Annotated in this window: 16 protein-coding genes; 7 read left to right on the top strand and 9 right to left on the bottom strand. The window is 35.5% G+C overall.

The features are described from left to right. Positions 1-70: 70 nt before the first annotated feature. Both HP569_RS07930 and HP569_RS07925 read right to left on the bottom strand, forming a co-directional pair. Positions 71-1480, bottom strand: a complete 1410-nt coding sequence (locus tag HP569_RS07930; protein WP_182200633.1) for an MDR family MFS transporter — start codon at positions 1478-1480, stop codon at positions 71-73. Positions 1481-1507: 27 nt separating this feature from the next. Further along, positions 1508-2380 carry a TetR/AcrR family transcriptional regulator gene (locus HP569_RS07925; RefSeq protein ID WP_182200632.1) on the bottom strand — a complete coding sequence of 291 codons (873 nt, stop codon included), beginning with the start codon at positions 2378-2380 and terminating at the stop codon, positions 1508-1510. A gap of 232 nt (positions 2381-2612) precedes the next feature. Here HP569_RS07925 and HP569_RS07920 point away from each other — a divergent pair, with 232 nt between their 5' ends. From HP569_RS07920 to adhE, 4 genes are all read left to right on the top strand, one after another. Continuing rightward, positions 2613-3779, top strand: coding sequence for an iron-containing alcohol dehydrogenase (locus HP569_RS07920; protein ID WP_182200631.1), 1167 nt, complete (start codon positions 2613-2615; stop codon positions 3777-3779). Positions 3780-3928: 149 nt separating this feature from the next. Then, a complete protein-coding gene (locus HP569_RS07915; RefSeq protein WP_182200630.1) occupies positions 3929-4357 on the top strand; it encodes a pyridoxamine 5'-phosphate oxidase family protein in 429 nt (142 codons plus the stop codon). A 221-nt stretch (positions 4358-4578) separates the two neighbouring features. Next, a complete protein-coding gene (locus tag HP569_RS07910) occupies positions 4579-4806 on the top strand; it encodes a hypothetical protein (RefSeq protein WP_182200629.1) in 228 nt (75 codons plus the stop codon). A 60-nt stretch (positions 4807-4866) separates the two neighbouring features. Continuing rightward, positions 4867-7464, top strand: a complete 2598-nt coding sequence (gene adhE / locus HP569_RS07905; protein WP_182200628.1) for a bifunctional acetaldehyde-CoA/alcohol dehydrogenase — start codon at positions 4867-4869, stop codon at positions 7462-7464. A gap of 101 nt (positions 7465-7565) precedes the next feature. On the opposite strand, the gene HP569_RS07900 is transcribed toward adhE, so the two are convergent. From HP569_RS07900 to HP569_RS07875, 6 genes are all read right to left on the bottom strand, one after another. Beyond that, a complete protein-coding gene (locus tag HP569_RS07900; protein WP_182200627.1) occupies positions 7566-8513 on the bottom strand; it encodes a nucleoside hydrolase in 948 nt (315 codons plus the stop codon). Positions 8514-8527: 14 nt separating this feature from the next. After that, the gene (locus HP569_RS07895) at positions 8528-9466 is read right to left on the bottom strand and encodes a nucleoside hydrolase (RefSeq protein WP_182200626.1); all 939 of its coding nucleotides are present in this window, start codon (positions 9464-9466) and stop codon (positions 8528-8530) included. Between the two features lie 75 nt (positions 9467-9541). After that, on the bottom strand, positions 9542-10225 hold the full coding sequence (locus tag HP569_RS07890) for a lysozyme family protein (protein ID WP_246367005.1): 684 nt from the start codon (positions 10223-10225) through the stop codon (positions 9542-9544). An 88-nt stretch (positions 10226-10313) separates the two neighbouring features. Further along, positions 10314-10571, bottom strand: coding sequence for a hypothetical protein (locus HP569_RS07885; protein ID WP_182200625.1), 258 nt, complete (start codon positions 10569-10571; stop codon positions 10314-10316). A gap of 18 nt (positions 10572-10589) precedes the next feature. Beyond that, on the bottom strand, positions 10590-11141 hold the full coding sequence (locus tag HP569_RS07880) for a hypothetical protein (RefSeq protein WP_182200624.1): 552 nt from the start codon (positions 11139-11141) through the stop codon (positions 10590-10592). A gap of 108 nt (positions 11142-11249) precedes the next feature. Beyond that, positions 11250-11951 carry a BMQ_0737 family morphogenetic spore coat protein gene (locus tag HP569_RS07875; protein ID WP_182200623.1) on the bottom strand — a complete coding sequence of 234 codons (702 nt, stop codon included), beginning with the start codon at positions 11949-11951 and terminating at the stop codon, positions 11250-11252. Between the two features lie 174 nt (positions 11952-12125). Here HP569_RS07875 and HP569_RS07870 point away from each other — a divergent pair, with 174 nt between their 5' ends. Both HP569_RS07870 and HP569_RS07865 read left to right on the top strand, forming a co-directional pair. After that, on the top strand, positions 12126-12989 hold the full coding sequence (locus HP569_RS07870) for a hypothetical protein (protein WP_182200622.1): 864 nt from the start codon (positions 12126-12128) through the stop codon (positions 12987-12989). Positions 12990-13019: 30 nt separating this feature from the next. Beyond that, positions 13020-13193 (top strand): hypothetical protein, encoded by a 174-nt coding sequence (locus HP569_RS07865; RefSeq protein ID WP_182200621.1) that lies wholly within the window; start codon positions 13020-13022, stop codon positions 13191-13193. A gap of 60 nt (positions 13194-13253) precedes the next feature. Here HP569_RS07865 and HP569_RS07860 read toward each other — a convergent pair whose 3' ends face one another. Then, positions 13254-13571 (bottom strand): DUF1360 domain-containing protein, encoded by a 318-nt coding sequence (locus HP569_RS07860; protein ID WP_281366447.1) that lies wholly within the window; start codon positions 13569-13571, stop codon positions 13254-13256. A gap of 363 nt (positions 13572-13934) precedes the next feature. On the opposite strand from HP569_RS07860, the gene HP569_RS07855 reads away from it, so the two are divergent. Further along, on the top strand, positions 13935-15404 hold the full coding sequence (locus HP569_RS07855) for a catalase (protein WP_182200619.1): 1470 nt from the start codon (positions 13935-13937) through the stop codon (positions 15402-15404). Positions 15405-15425: the final 21 nt, after the last annotated feature.

The raw sequence follows: 15425 nt of genomic DNA, 5'->3' as shown, positions 1-15425 counted from the left end.
GATGTTGATAACTAAATGTCTTTTTTTATACAATCAAACCGTTTTAATTGATAAAGTACTATACTACTACTTACATTTCTTTTTGTTCTTGTGGATTGGTTCCTTTAATAAAGAAAGATAACACCAATCCGATTACCGTTAAACCAGTTGCAGCATAAAATGCAACATTTACGCCGTGAATTAAATCGCTAGGGACAGCATCCGATCCGCTATTTAACGCAGAAGTCGTCATTACCGTCACTAAAATAGCTGTTCCTATGGAAGCTGCAACTTGACGTAATGTATTGTTCATTGCTGTCCCATGCGCAATCAAACGCACCGGTAATTGATTTAACCCAGCAGTTGTCACTGGCATCATTACCATAGACATCCCGAACATACGAATCGCAAAAACGACTGTTAAGAATATTAATGACGTGTCAGTAGATAAATTAGTAAAAAAGAATGTTGTAATAGTCATGATAGATAACCCAACGATCGCCAAATATCTAGCACCTATTCTATCAAAAATACGACCAGTAATTGGAGACATGAAGCCCATTACTAGCGCACCCGGCATGATCATTAATCCTGATTCAAGCGGGGTAAAGCCAGCATATTGTTGCATATAAATTGGCAGAATAGTCTCAGCGCCAATCAGCCCCATAAAAGCAATCATTCCAATTAGTGTTCCTATAGCAAACGTTTTATACTTCAATACTCTAAATTCCAAAATAGGTTGCTCTAGTTGGAACTGTCTTCGAATAAAGAAAAACAAGGTAGTAATCCCAATAATTAAAGAAATAATCACTTGCGGTGAACCCCAGTCTCCGCTTCCTGCGCTACTAAAACCAAATAATAATCCACCGAAACCTAATGTAGATAAAACAATTGATAAAATATCTAACTTAGGAAAAGTACGTTCTGTAACATTTTTCATGAAAATATGAACTAAAATAATATCAATAATAATAATTGGTAAAATAATAAAGAACATCATTCTCCATGGGTATGTTTCCACAATCCATCCTGATAATGTTGGACCAATGGCTGGCGCAAATGAAATGACTAATCCAACCGTCCCCATAGCGGCTCCTCTTTTTTCAATTGGAAAAATGGTTAAGAATACAGTCATCATTAATGGCATCATTATTCCTGCCCCACTTGCTTGAACCACTCTTCCTACCATAAGAATAGGAAAAGTTGGTGCTATTCCGCAAATCAATGTTCCCACTGCAAAGATTGATAGTGCACTCAACACTAGCCTTCTTGTAGTAAATGTTTCAATTAAAAAAGCAGTGATTGGTATCATTACACCATTCACCAGCATAAAAATTGTTGTTAGCCATTGCGCAATATTCTCTTCTATTTGAAAATCGTCCATTACATGGGGTGTTGCAGTTGCAAAAAGCGTTTGATTCAGAATAGAAACAAACCCACCAGCCAACAAAACTAAGACAATTGGTGTTCGATTATAACTTTGAGTATTTTCGTTCGTCATGTTGACACTCCTTCCTTCTATTCTTCTCTATCGATCTAGTTGATTTAATAAGTTACCTACAGCTTCCAAATCATTCATGACAGATGCGTGCTCGTTTAAAAAGGAAAATAAAGCTTTTAATAAGAAGATTCTCGGCTTATCCTTTTCTACTTCTTGTTCAAACAGCTTAATCGCATCGATTATTTCTTTACAGTCAGTAACTTCTATCCATTGACCTTTCACATGTTTAAACACTTGTTTTAATTGCTCGTGCACAGTTAATATTTCTCGCTTCGGTTGAAAGTGAAAATGTTGCATACTTTCATCTGTGATAGCAGAATTTTTCCCTTTTCTAGCATCAATTACTCCATCCATATTTTCGACAATGATTGTTGCAACTTGATCCGCTTCTAATTTTTGTTCTTCTTGAATGATAAATCCAACATATTCCTTAAGCATACCTTGTAAAGCCATAACAGCATCCCAAATATTTGACTTAATCTCGTCTCCGTATACTTGTAAAAGCATTTCTCTATGCCAGCTCATCATCTCTGCCCGAACTTGCATAAGAAAGGGCTGTATTTTTTTATTCTTTTCTAATAACAAAGATTTAGTTAACAAATTAAAATAGTCTTTATTTCTAAGGATTCCTTCAAATTCAATTTTTATCATTTTTTTAAATTTGTCTCTTGCTGGTATGGATGTATCAAAGTTAATATACTTTGCTCTTTCAACCATATTGTTGTGATTGCATTTAAAAACATCAATTAACAAATCTTCTTTTGAATCAAAATATTTATATAACAATCCTTTTGATACCGCTGCGTCATTCGCTATCTCCTGCATGGACGTTGCATGATAACCCTTTTCTGAAAAAAGCTTAATCGCGGCCTGCATCATCTTTTGTTTTTTATCTATCATCCTGTCCCCCTAAAAGCAAAGTGACTGATTGGTCACTCGTATACTCATCAGTTCAATTTAAGACAAAGTAAATTATAAGCAAAAATCTAACCCCTTGTCAATTTATAAACATTACATACCAAATTTTATTATTTATAATAGGAAGAAACTCAGCTTTTTATTACTTATGATCAATCTTATTACTTTACTTCGAATTAAAAAATTGACATGATAAAAAAGGAGGTGCGTAATCATGCAAAACTTTGTATTTCAAAATCCAACAAAATTAATATTCGGTAAAGACACAGTCAAGCAATTGCAAAACGAAATACCTCAATACGGGAAAAACGTCTTGCTTGTCTATGGCGGTGGAAGTATTAAACGGAATGGCTTATATGATAATGTATTAAAAAATCTACATGCTATCGAAGCAAATGTGTTCGAATTATCAGGTGTTGAGCCAAACCCTAGAGTGACGACAGCACGTAAAGGTATTGAAATATGTAAAAAAGAGAAAATTGATTTTATATTAGCAGTCGGTGGCGGAAGTACAATTGATTGTACGAAAGCAATAGCAGCCGGAGCTAAATCATCACATGATATATGGGATATCGTAACAAAAAAGGCACAAGCAGAAGATGCCTTACCATTCGGAACCGTTCTAACATTAGCTGCAACTGGTTCAGAGATGAATGCTGGTTCTGTTATTACGAATTGGGAAACAAAAGAAAAGCATGGTTGGGGCAGCCCACATACTTTCCCACGTTTCTCCATCTTAGATCCAGTCAATACATTCACAGTTCCTAAAGATCAAACTATCTATGGCATTGTTGACATGATGTCCCATGCTCTTGAACATTATTTCCATCATGAAGATAACACACTATTTCAAGACGAGATGGTAGAAGGATTACTTCGCACTGTCATTAACACTGGACCAAAACTGCTAAACGACTTGGAAAACTATGAGCACCGTGCTACCATTCTATATTGCGGAACGATGGCATTAAACGGTATGGTTAACATGGGTTATCATGGAGATTGGGCATCACATAATTTAGAACACGCTGTATCCGCAGTACACGACATTCCACATGGCGGCGGCTTGGCAATTCTGTTTCCACATTGGATGGAACACACATTAGATACGGATGTTTCCCGTTTCAAACAATTAGCTGTAAAAGTCTTTAATGTAGATCCAAGTAATAAAACGGATCGCGAGGTTGCATTAGAGGGTATTCAAGCATTACGCGATTTTTGGAATAGTATCGGTGCCCCTTCACGTCTAGCTGATTATGATATAGACAAAGACAGCATCGATGAAATGGCCGATAAGACAGTTATTGCCCGACCAGAATTCGGTAATTTCCAATCATTGACGAGAGATGATGCGGTAGCAATTTATAAAGCAAGTTTATAGATAAATGAACTCCACTTTTTGTGGGGTTTATTTTTTTAAAACATATTTTGTTCTCGCACTGAATTCTGTTAATCGCCTACAATAATCTATGTATAAATCCAATTTCTTTCCTAATAATATGTAAAGAAGAAATTTGGAGGTTAAATAAAATGGACAAACAAAAAATGAAAGAAACGGTATTCAAGATTCTTGATGATCACCAAATTGGCACACTAGCTACGGTTGAAGATAACAAGCCCTATTCACGTTACATGACTTTTTTCCATGATGAACTTATCTTATATACAGCAACAAATAAAAAGACACATAAAGTAAAAGATATAGAAAGTAATCCCCACGTCCACATCTTAATCGGCTATACTTTTGATGGAAGACGGGATGAATATCTAGAAATAGAAGGTGAAGCTTCCATTCATCAGGAAACCGTAATGAAAGAAAAGTTATGGAATGATCATTTAAAGCCATGGTTTAAAGGCCCTGATGACCCAAATTATACAGTATTAAAAATCACGCCTACAGAGATTCGACTGAAAAATACACGTGATGCAGAAGTTCATCATTTAGATTTACATAAATAAAACACAGTTTATCTGTGTTTTATTTCTATTTAAGCACCCATATACATCGTATGAATATACTGATTTTTGTATAAAAACACGTTGGCAACGCTTAATTTTTAGAGAAAATTAATGATAGCGTTTTATTGTGAAACATTTCACAAACTTGTCACAAAGCCAATGTTTTGTAAGCGTTAACAGGTGTTATGATGTAATCAGAAAGAGCGAAGGGGTGATAAAATATGATTTTACATCAGTGGAAAGACTTTAGTACAGATGCCGAATCTTATACACAGGAGCACTTCGAAAAGCAAGTTGGTGATACATTTGAAGCAATGTGTTTTGAAGATAATCAAGATATACCAAATTTTATTTGGACAAAACATTATGTCGTGGTAATTAAGCCAAACACACGCATGATCAAAGATGTATCTTTTGTCAAAGTCCCTCGTAACCCGTCGCTAAATTAGTTAATTATTTTTTTGAGTTATCATGCTCAATCATTCACATAATAATTAGGAGGTAATAACATGGTCTCAAAAGTAGAAAAGAAACAAGAAGTAACTGTTGCAGAAAGCATTGACAAATTAGTAAGTAACGCACAAGAAGCTTTATCGGAAATGAGAAAACTTAATCAAGAGCAAGTAGATCATATCGTTAAAGAAATGGCTTTAGCTGGATTAGACCAGCATATGCAACTAGCAAAAATGGCTGTTGAAGAAACTGGACGTGGAGTCTATGAAGATAAAATTATTAAGAATATCTTTGCAACTGAGTATGTTTACCATAATGTGAAATACGACAAAACAATTGGTGTAATTAGTGATAATGAGCACGAAGGATTAGTAGAAATTGCTGAACCAATCGGGGTGGTTGCAGGAGTTACTCCAGTAACAAACCCAACATCAACAACTTTATTTAAATCTATTATTTCAATAAAAACAGGAAACCCAATTATCTTTGCTTTTCACCCTTCAGCACAAAAATGTAGTGCCGCTTCTGCAACAATTGTATACGAAGCAGCAGTAAAAGCTGGGGCGCCAAAGAATTGCATTCAATTTATTGAAAAGCCTTCTATTGAAGCAACTCAAACATTAATGAAACATGACGGTGTAGCAACCATTTTAGCAACTGGTGGTCCTGGAATGGTTAAATCAGCTTACAGTTCTGGAAAGCCTGCATTAGGTGTAGGTGCTGGAAACGTACCTTGTTATATTGAAAAATCAGTTAACGTAAAACGTGCAGTAAATGACGTTATTTTATCAAAAACATTTGATAATGGTATGATTTGTGCTTCTGAGCAAGCGATTATTGTCGATAAAGAAATTTATGATGAAGTAAAACAAGAGATGATTGATAACAGTGTTCATTTCTTGAGCCCTGCTGAAAAAGCAAAAGTAGAAAAACTAGTAATCAATGAAGATACTTGTGCTGTAAACCCTGCAATCGTAGGAATGAAACCAGTTAAAATTGCCGAAATGGCAGGAGTAAAAGTTCCTGAAAACACAAAAATTCTTGTTGCAGAGTTAACAGGAGTTGGACCTGACCACCCACTTTCTCGTGAAAAATTAAGTCCTGTTCTTGCTGCATATAAAGTAAACAGCAGTGAAGAAGGGCTTGAAAGATGTGAAGAGATGCTAGAATTTGGTGGATTAGGACACTCAGCAGTAATCCACTCTGCCGACCAAAATGTCATCGATGCTTTTGGTGCAAGAATGAAAGCTGGACGTATCATTGTTAATGCTCCATCTTCACAAGGGGCAATTGGTGATATCTACAATGCATATATGCCTTCACTAACACTTGGCTGTGGTTCATACGGTGGTAACTCTGTTTCAACTAACGTAGGAGCAGTTCACTTAATTAACGTGAAAAAAATGGCAAGAAGGAATGTTAATATGCAATGGTTCAAAGTTCCACCAAAAATTTATTTCGAAAAAAATTCTGTACAATATTTAGCTAAAATGCCTAAAATCTCTAAAGCATTTATCGTTACAGATGATATGATGGTTAAATTAGGTTATGTTGACAAAGTACTTTATCACTTACGTAAGCGCCCGGATTATGTACACTGTGAAATTTTCTCAGATGTAGAACCAGATCCATCAAAAGAAACAGTTATGCGTGGCGCGGCAGCAATGGATGCTTTCCAACCAGATGTTATTATTGCACTTGGTGGTGGTTCTGCAATGGATGCAGCTAAAGGTATGTGGTTATTCCATGAGCACCCTGAAACAGACTTTAACGGTATCAAACAAAAATTCTTAGATATCCGTAAGCGTGCTTATAAATATCCATCATTAGGACAACGCGCTCAGTTTGTTGCAATTCCTACAACTTCTGGTACAGGATCTGAAGTAACATCATTCTCTGTTATTACAGACAAAGAAAATAATGTGAAATATCCGTTAGCAGACTATGAATTAACACCTGATGTAGCGATTATTGATCCACAATTTGTGATGACTGTACCTAAAGTTGTTACAGCAGACACAGGTATGGACGTATTAACGCATGCAATTGAAGCATATGTTTCTAATATGGCAAACGACTACACAGATGGTCTTGCAATTAAAGCGATTCAGCTTGTATTTGAATATTTACCACAAGCTTACCGTGATGGTAGTAATGAATTAGCAAGAGAAAAAATGCATAACGCTTCTACTATCGCCGGAATGGCGTTTGCCAATGCATTCTTAGGTATTAACCATAGTCTTGCACATAAATTAGGTGCTGAATTCCATATTGCACACGGTCGTGCGAATGCAATTCTAATGCCACATGTCATTCGTTACAATGCGCAGAAACCATCGAAGTTTGTGTCATTCCCTAAGTATGAGCATTTCATTGCAGACAAACGTTACGCTGAAATTGCTAAAGAATTAGGATTACCTGCAAATACAACAGAAGAAGGTGTAGAGAGCTTAATTAAAGCAATCTATAGCCTAGCAAAAGAATTAAATATTCCAATGAGCATTGCAGAAAACGGTGTTACGAAAAAAGATTTTGAAGCAAAAGTAGATTACCTTGCTGATCGTGCTTTTGAAGATCAATGTACAACAGCAAACCCTAAATTACCGCTTGTAACTGAGTTAGCTGAAGTATATCGTAACGCTTTTAAAGGATAATCTTCCCTCCCCTTATGTAATATAGAGAAACCCGGTATCGTCGTAATGAAGCGATACCGGGTTTTGTTTCTAGTAGAGAAGAATTTTCTTCCCTTTTTATTTTATTGAATTTCCTTTAAGCAGTTTAACAGTGCCGTCTTAAAACGATCTCGATCCACTTCTTCACAAACACGTACATTTGCTGGCTGTTCTAATCTGCCATTTATATCGACAAGGCTATATCCTCTTGTTAACTCTCCCTTTGTTTCAATGTCGACATAATAGTTCGTCGATTTGGTCATCACCGCTTCGTCCGCTGCAATTGCCATTAACAAGGTGTCCGGGTGTGTTGTTCCATCTAATCGATGCACCGCTTTATTGAATTCTTTTACTACTTCATTTATTTTAATAAAGAAATCAGAACCTTTTGTTTGTAGTTGTTCAATATCCTGATGATCTTGATCATTCATAACAGAATATTGTGTGCACATTTCCCAACCAACCATTGTCAAAGGTATGCCAGAATGCAGAACAATCCGTGCAGCTTCTGGATCAACATAGAAATTATACTCTGCTGCTGGAGTAATATTCCCTAAGTAATTATTTGTACCACCCATAATAAAAATCTCTTTTATTTCTGTTGCAATGGTTGGATCTTTTTTCAACGCCATTGCAATATTTGTTAATGGAGCAATCGCCATAATAGATAACTCCCCTGGGTTTTCATGCACTTTACGAATTAAAAAATCTACCGCATGTTCTGATTTAGGCTGTTGCTTTGCTTTTGGAAAATTAGCGCCTCCCATTCCATCTGAACCATGCACATCTTCCACTGTTACGTGTTTCTCACTTCCGAATTGCAAAATTGGTGTTTCGTGTCCTTTAAAAACCGGAACTTCCCCACCTTTACCCGCGACTTCAATAGTATATAACGCATTCTCTACTTCTTGATCAAATTGAACGTTACCACCAGTGATCAAAACACCTTCTACTTGAAAATGATGTAAAGCCATGAACAATGCAATCGTATCATCCCCAGCTGTATCTGTATCTATAATTACGCGTTTCATCTTGTTCACCAACCTCATTTTACTTGTTGTGCTAATGCAGTAATATAATCGAAAAATGCTTGAGCAGCGACATCATATACTACGCTCACTTCTCTCCCATTTTCAGATTCAATTGTTCTTCCTTGACTTGGAACTTGTGTTAACACTTTACTTTTAACTGTTTTAGTCTTCACTAAATCAGGCTTTCCTATATAGGCAGTTGTTAACACATCCCAAAGATAATAAGTTGAGTTCGTTTCTACATGTACAAGTGGCGGAACCGCTGCATAGCACTGACCAAGGAAGTCGACACCTTCATCTTTCCTTAATGCTGCCCAATTCCGTCGAACATCTAATGTTAATGGCACTTGCTGCGTGCTTTCTAATGCGATCATTTCTATTTCTATTCCACTAGCCCAAACACGTTGTACTGCTGCAGGATCCCAAAAAGCATTCCATTCTGCTGTACCATCATGCTCTGGTTCTTGTACATTCCCTACTTCTTGAAAAGTTCCACCCATCCAAACTAGTTTTTCAATTTTATCCTCTATTTCTGGCACCTCGTCTAACGCTCTAGCTAGGTCAGTTAACGGTCCAGTAAATAGAAGCGTTGTCTTTTCATCTGTTTGTAATAGCTTCTCTACCATATGATGATGCGCATGCATTGAACTTAATGGTGTCTTCATCTCACCACTTTCGTTTAAAATTGGTAACGCATCAACGACAAATGTGTGCATTCTCCAATCACTTGGAAAAGGATTCTCTCCTCTTGAATTGGATTTAGCTACCTCTACAGGATAATCTGAAAAACGATCAATAATTTTTCGGCTAGCATCTGTACCGGGCTCTAAATAACCATCAGCCGGAATGACTGATACACCAGTAAGCTCTATATCTTTCATTTGTGTTAACAAAAATAAGGAAACTAGATCATCCACACCAGCATCATGATTAAAATATACTTTCTTTGTCATACGTACAACCCCTTCGTTATTAGATTAAGAATAGTTTACAATATACACTCGACAAATTTCGAGTTTTTCACAAAATTATTTTCTAGCTAATGAGACTTGTGCTACTTCCACTTTTTTCTCTGTAAATTCTAATGCTTTGGGAAAGTATTTTGAAACCGCATCTACATAATAGATATCACCATAGCATGCATTATAAGCTTTTGCTTCTTCTCGTAAACAACTATAAATACCTGTATCTTTAAGTTCCTGATATTTCATCTGGGAAAATTCAATCGCTAACGGTAAAGAATAGCCCTCCCCCTGCTTGTTCGCATAGTTAATGAATCCTAGACCAAAGTTATACGATTGTAGCGCTAATTCGAGATCACCATCTGCTGCTTCCAATGTATCAATGAAATAAGAAACCCCTTTTTTGATTGACTCTTTAGGATCATCGATACAGCCAATTTTTCCACATGCACTTTCTGAAGCTTGCATCGGATCATCTCCTCTGCCACCAGACTCTTGCATCATCAAAGCTAAAACCACCGCTGTGTATTCTTTTTTATTCTCTTTCGCAAGTTCCTTTTCAACTAATGGTTGATAAGAAAGGACCTTTTCTGTAAGTGGATAAGCATTGGATGGCTCATTTGATAATTCACTAAACCGCTCATTCGCTACAAATGTAACGAGTACAAGTACCAAAGCTATCATACCTGCAGTACCTATAGTTAGATTAATAGTCTTTATCCATTTCTTTTTCATTCTTTTCGTCATCATATCTTTCACACCTTATTTATCGATGTTCCACTTATTGTAGCATGTTTTTAGAGACAAAAGAAAAAAGGAAGATAGATTCACCCTCCTTTTAATTGAAAATCTTATTTAAATCTCCTAGTACACTTTCAAAGCTATCCTTATCTTTCCTCATTATCCGTTCAATTTGGCTTAAAACATTTGATTCACACTCATTGATTGATTTAAATCGATCATTATCTTTGTTATACATTCTTTTTAAAAGTAAGAGATAAATAAGGTCTTCTATTGCTTCCTGATCTAAATTTTCGCTCGAAAATAATGTATCTACTTCACTTCTTATCCTTTCCCACAATAACTCTTCATTCATTGTTCTTCACACCTCATTTCAACTGAGTTGCACGCTAATTTCGTTGTTGCTTTTCACACCATCCCTATATTCATCTGTATAAACAAAGCCTTTCACAGAGCATGCAAAAGGATGATTACTTTCCCAACTTAAACTAAAATTAGAAAAAGCAACTGTAGAATTAGAAGCAATGGGGTCTTTACCAATCCATTGAAACCAATAAGTGTGTTGATCGTTATCGTCGGAAATCCGCTTCCAATTTACAGGTGTTTTTTGACCTGATTGGCTATTATCTGTCACATACTTTCCAGTAAACTGATACACCTGTTCTGAGTCAACAACAAGTCCGATAGTTAATTGCTTAATAGGCTGTGAGCTATAATTATGTATTATCAAGCTACCTATAATATAGTTCTCCTCATTCCTTAGGCTGGTTAAATTACAACTATAAGAAAAATAGACAAGTAAATTTTTTTCTAATTCTATTTTTTGATTATTGGCCATTACTCGCTTTATTTTTGAAATAAATGCTTCTCTTTGCAGATCTAATTCCTCTAATTTCTCTTCAATTTTAGGTGTTAATTCATTCATACAACCGCCTCCCTCATATAAATTTATGTTATATAAAATAAATTATTAATTATTGTAAAAAAGAAAAGACTATCTCAAACTTTTGAAATAGTCTTCTTAATGAATTGCTTAGTTATTTACGCCTGGAAAAACAACTGGACATTGTGGTGGTATGATTGGATTCGGGCATTCTTCCGTAATTAGGTTATCTCTCGGCTCACAGAAGTCAGCAACTAGCTCAAGCGTAACATCAGCAACTGTTTGAACACTTTGACAAATATCTAATGACAAGTCTGCACTTTCCATTGCCCCAGCTGCAACATTGATACTAGCACTACATTCCAGATCAGAAATACGAACTACTAACCTCGTTCCTTCTGGTGCACATAAATAAACTGACTCAGGAATGGTTAGCTCAATTGGATCAGACATTTCTACAAATGGTGTCGTTCCATCATATCCTGTAAATTCTAGTACTACATAAAGTGTTTTTTCAAAGCTCACACGTTGCAATGTTACTTGATTCCCATCAATAACGAACACTCGATCTTGTCTATCTGCCGTTTCTTCAACAGGAACTTGTGCATTTGGAGGCAACGGATTACCTTGTGAATCTGTTAATATACATCTTACGGACATATTAGTTACAGTTCCAGAACCAGGATCAATTGGAAGTGTCCCTAAATCAGCGACTGGTACATTTTGACTAAACTGAACTTGTAACATTACCCAATCATAAACTTTCTCAGCATTAAAACAGAGAAGTTCTGGTGTCGCTTGTAATGCTTGATTCTCCATCTTATCTACTCCTTCACATAGATTATTTTTCATACGCTATTAAAATATGTGAATAACTTATATTTGCGTTGTACAGTAGTCTATTTTCTATTAAATCAAATAAAAAAGGTATCTATCACGAATTTTAGTTTTATTAATAAAAGAAGCACACTCATTCTGACATAACATATATATACATTAGTATAGAATGTTGGAGCTGATCGATTGATGAAACACAACAAAAACGAAATAAGTTATTTATTATTACAACTAAAAAGATATAAAAAGTTAATTAAAAGCTATCAACAGAACGACGTAAGTGAAGCCTATATGAAATTAAAGCAAACAAACGATAGATTAACATCACAGATTCTATGTTTAGAAGAAGAAATCTATAGCATGGAAGAAAAAATAAACAAATTAAAATTAGAAAATAAAGAATTGGTTAAAGAAAACAAGCAATTAAAACAGAACCAAACTAATGCGATGACAATTGATCATTTGCAAGATTTACTACTCAAAGAGATGTCTGCCCATGTTCTATCAATCTATCATTTATATAATCGTTGGCTTTCAATAGAGTCACAATCGGATAAGGAGGTGTACAAAATGTCTAATTTAATACCAAATCAACAAGACTCCATTACTCATAAAGCTGATTTTTTAACCACTATAAACCATTCAAGAGTCAACAACACAGATAGTAAAGTCACTCCACAACCTGAACCTTTCCATTTCAAAGATCTAAAGTCTTATCAAGAAGCCTATATGCTCCCTGAAAAAAAACAGACAAATAAAAATCCTGAACCTTTCCATTTACAAACAACACCAAAACAAATTAAAAAGATGATTACAAGCCAAAAAAAGGCGACTACTATGTCATCCGAAAAAGATAAAGAGATTATTGTGAACCCTTCAAGCGAAACTAAAAAAATTACTGAACAAGCAGAAACTAAACCCAATGGTCAAACAGTTTTACTTGAAGAAAAAATTCATAACTCTTATGGAAATACGAAAAGCAATCACCCGTTAAATCAAGAAGAAAAAAATAAATCAACATTTACTAAATTTCTTGATTTTTTTAAGCATTAATATCCTATTATAAAAGGAGGTTAGAATACTATGTCACAACGCAGAGTAATTAAAGCCAAACCTACAGGTAGATCCGGTGGTTGTGGTTGCAGCAAAAGACGAGTGAAAAGAAAGAAAAAAAGTGTGATTACTTCTGAAGTTCCAGGAACAGCTATCAAAACAGATGAACAAGTAGATGAAACTGAAAAAAATAATGACGTTTAATCACCCTCTACATTAATAAAAAGCGACTACACCTATTTAAACAGGTGCTTAGTCGCTTCTTTACTTACTTAAAATAACTTGTATGATACCAGCTAATGCTGCAATTGCTAAGACACCAATGATCGGCGTGAAAATCACAGGAGCCAATACATATCCTATATATAAACCAATGGATGACCACATACCTACACACCAATGACATGCTAGCATTTCACCAAATATATAACGAAAACCTGTACCTTTTCCACTTATGATTACTTCAACTGTTCCATCTGCTAATTCGTGCTCTTCTTCCACTTGGAAGTATTGTCGCAATTTAATTGAGACAAGATCGAAGACTATCAGACGCATACACCTAAAAGCAGCTAAACCTATCAATATATATTCAAAAGCACTTAACAAGATATCCTCACCTCTTCTCTATCCAAATGACTTATTTATTCTATTCCGTTACTAAGGATATTGGTTCAGACAACTACCCTATTTACTTCACCGTTTATTTAAATGTTGATTTATTGTCATACATCATGTATGTACGATCTATTCTTTCTCCAACTGATGCAATGAATATACCCCCTTTTGTATGTAGTGTCTTGGCATTTTCCAGAGAACCCATTCTTCTTTTCAAAAAATCATACTTTTTACCTGTTATTTATAATAATTATTAATAAATATTGATTTTTATAATGTTTATATTATAATTGGATTTAGTTAATCTTAAGAAAGAGGTGTACATGTACAATGAGTAATTCAAGAAAAGATCTTACCACAGCATCTGGAGCACCAGTCGGAGACAACCAAAACTCTATTACAGCAGGAAATAATGGCCCTACACTAATTCAGGACGTACACTTACTAGAAAAATTAGCTCATTTTAATCGCGAGCGTGTACCTGAGCGCGTTGTTCACGCAAAAGGAGCAGGTGCACATGGTTATTTCGAAGTAACTAATAATGATATAGCTAACTATACAAAAGCAGACTTTCTATCTGAAGCAGGGAAACAAACACCAATGTTTATTCGTTTTTCCACTGTAGCAGGTGAATTAGGATCTGCAGATACGGTTCGCGATCCTCGTGGATTTGCAGTAAAATTTTATACAGAAGAAGGGAACTACGACCTAGTCGGAAATAATACGCCGGTATTCTTTATTCGTGATGCGATCAAATTCCCTGATTTCATTCATACACAAAAGCGAGATCCAAAGACACATTTAAAAGATCCAAATATGGCTTGGGATTTTTGGTCTCTTTCTCCAGAATCCCTACACCAAATTACTATCCTTCACTCTGACCGAGGCATTCCAGCTACATTTCGTCATATGAATGGATATGGAAGTCACACATACAAATGGGTCAATCATGATGGAGAGGCATTTTGGATAAAATATCATTTTAAAACAGATCAAGGAATTAAGAATCTTGATCCTAAGCTTGCAGATCAATTAGCAGGAGAAAATCCTGATTATCATTTAGAGGATCTATACCAAGCAATTGAAGATGGAAATCATCCTTCTTGGACCTTAAAGGTTCAGATCATGCCTGAAGCAGATGCCCAACACTATCGTTATGATCCCTTTGATGTGACAAAAGTTTGGTCTCATCAAGATTATCCATTAATTGAAGTTGGACGAATGGTACTTAACCGTAATCCAAATAACTATTTTGAGGAAGTAGAGCAAGCTGCATTGTCACCAGCAAATTTTGTTTCTGGAATTGAAGCTTCTCCTGACAAAATGTTGCAAGGTCGATTGTTCAGTTATTCTGATGCACATCGTTATCGTATTGGCGCAAACCATCAAGCCTTACCAATAAATCGTGCGAAATCAAACGTAAATCATTATCAACGAGATGGTAACATGCGTTTTGACGGGAATGGTGGTGGTTCTGTCAACTATGAACCAAATAGTTACGATGGACCAAAAGAAACACCAGAAAATAAAATCAAACCATTCGAAGTATCTGGTTTTGCAGATAGTGTAAGTTATGATAATGACGATCACTATTCGCAACCACGAGCATTATTTCGTGATATTATGAATTATGATGAACGAGAACGACTTATTAAGAACTTCGCTGATCATATGAGTGGTGTCCGAGATGAACGAATTATCGCAAGACAAATAAAGGAATTCTACCGTGTATCTCCAGATTTAGCAGAAGGTGTTGCTAAGGAGTTAAATACAGAGGTGCCTGAAGAAGTAAAAGAATAAAATATGTTAAGATAAAAGACA

This window comes from Paraliobacillus salinarum, assembly GCF_014083865.1.
GTDB classification, from domain to species: domain Bacteria; phylum Bacillota; class Bacilli; order Bacillales; family Amphibacillaceae; genus Paraliobacillus; species Paraliobacillus salinarum.
This window is presented reverse-complemented; position numbering and strand designations above follow the sequence as displayed.

Bases quoted from the DNA above. Each gene is read 5' to 3' on its own strand.
- HP569_RS07930 (WP_182200633.1), bottom strand. From the start codon at position 1,480: ATGACGAACGAAAATACTCAAAGTTATAATCGAACACCAATTGTCTTA.
- HP569_RS07925 (WP_182200632.1), bottom strand. From the start codon at position 2,380: ATGATAGATAAAAAACAAAAGATGATGCAGGCCGCGATTAAGCTTTTT.
- HP569_RS07920 (WP_182200631.1), top strand. From the start codon at position 2,613: ATGCAAAACTTTGTATTTCAAAATCCAACAAAATTAATATTCGGTAAA.
- HP569_RS07915 (WP_182200630.1), top strand. From the start codon at position 3,929: ATGGACAAACAAAAAATGAAAGAAACGGTATTCAAGATTCTTGATGAT.
- HP569_RS07910 (WP_182200629.1), top strand. From the start codon at position 4,579: ATGATTTTACATCAGTGGAAAGACTTTAGTACAGATGCCGAATCTTAT.
- adhE (WP_182200628.1), top strand. From the start codon at position 4,867: ATGGTCTCAAAAGTAGAAAAGAAACAAGAAGTAACTGTTGCAGAAAGC.
- HP569_RS07900 (WP_182200627.1), bottom strand. From the start codon at position 8,513: ATGAAACGCGTAATTATAGATACAGATACAGCTGGGGATGATACGATT.
- HP569_RS07895 (WP_182200626.1), bottom strand. From the start codon at position 9,466: ATGACAAAGAAAGTATATTTTAATCATGATGCTGGTGTGGATGATCTA.
- HP569_RS07890 (WP_246367005.1), bottom strand. From the start codon at position 10,225: ATGATGACGAAAAGAATGAAAAAGAAATGGATAAAGACTATTAATCTA.
- HP569_RS07885 (WP_182200625.1), bottom strand. From the start codon at position 10,571: ATGAATGAAGAGTTATTGTGGGAAAGGATAAGAAGTGAAGTAGATACA.
- HP569_RS07880 (WP_182200624.1), bottom strand. From the start codon at position 11,141: ATGAATGAATTAACACCTAAAATTGAAGAGAAATTAGAGGAATTAGAT.
- HP569_RS07875 (WP_182200623.1), bottom strand. From the start codon at position 11,951: ATGAAAAATAATCTATGTGAAGGAGTAGATAAGATGGAGAATCAAGCA.
- HP569_RS07870 (WP_182200622.1), top strand. From the start codon at position 12,126: ATGAAACACAACAAAAACGAAATAAGTTATTTATTATTACAACTAAAA.
- HP569_RS07865 (WP_182200621.1), top strand. From the start codon at position 13,020: ATGTCACAACGCAGAGTAATTAAAGCCAAACCTACAGGTAGATCCGGT.
- HP569_RS07855 (WP_182200619.1), top strand. From the start codon at position 13,935: ATGAGTAATTCAAGAAAAGATCTTACCACAGCATCTGGAGCACCAGTC.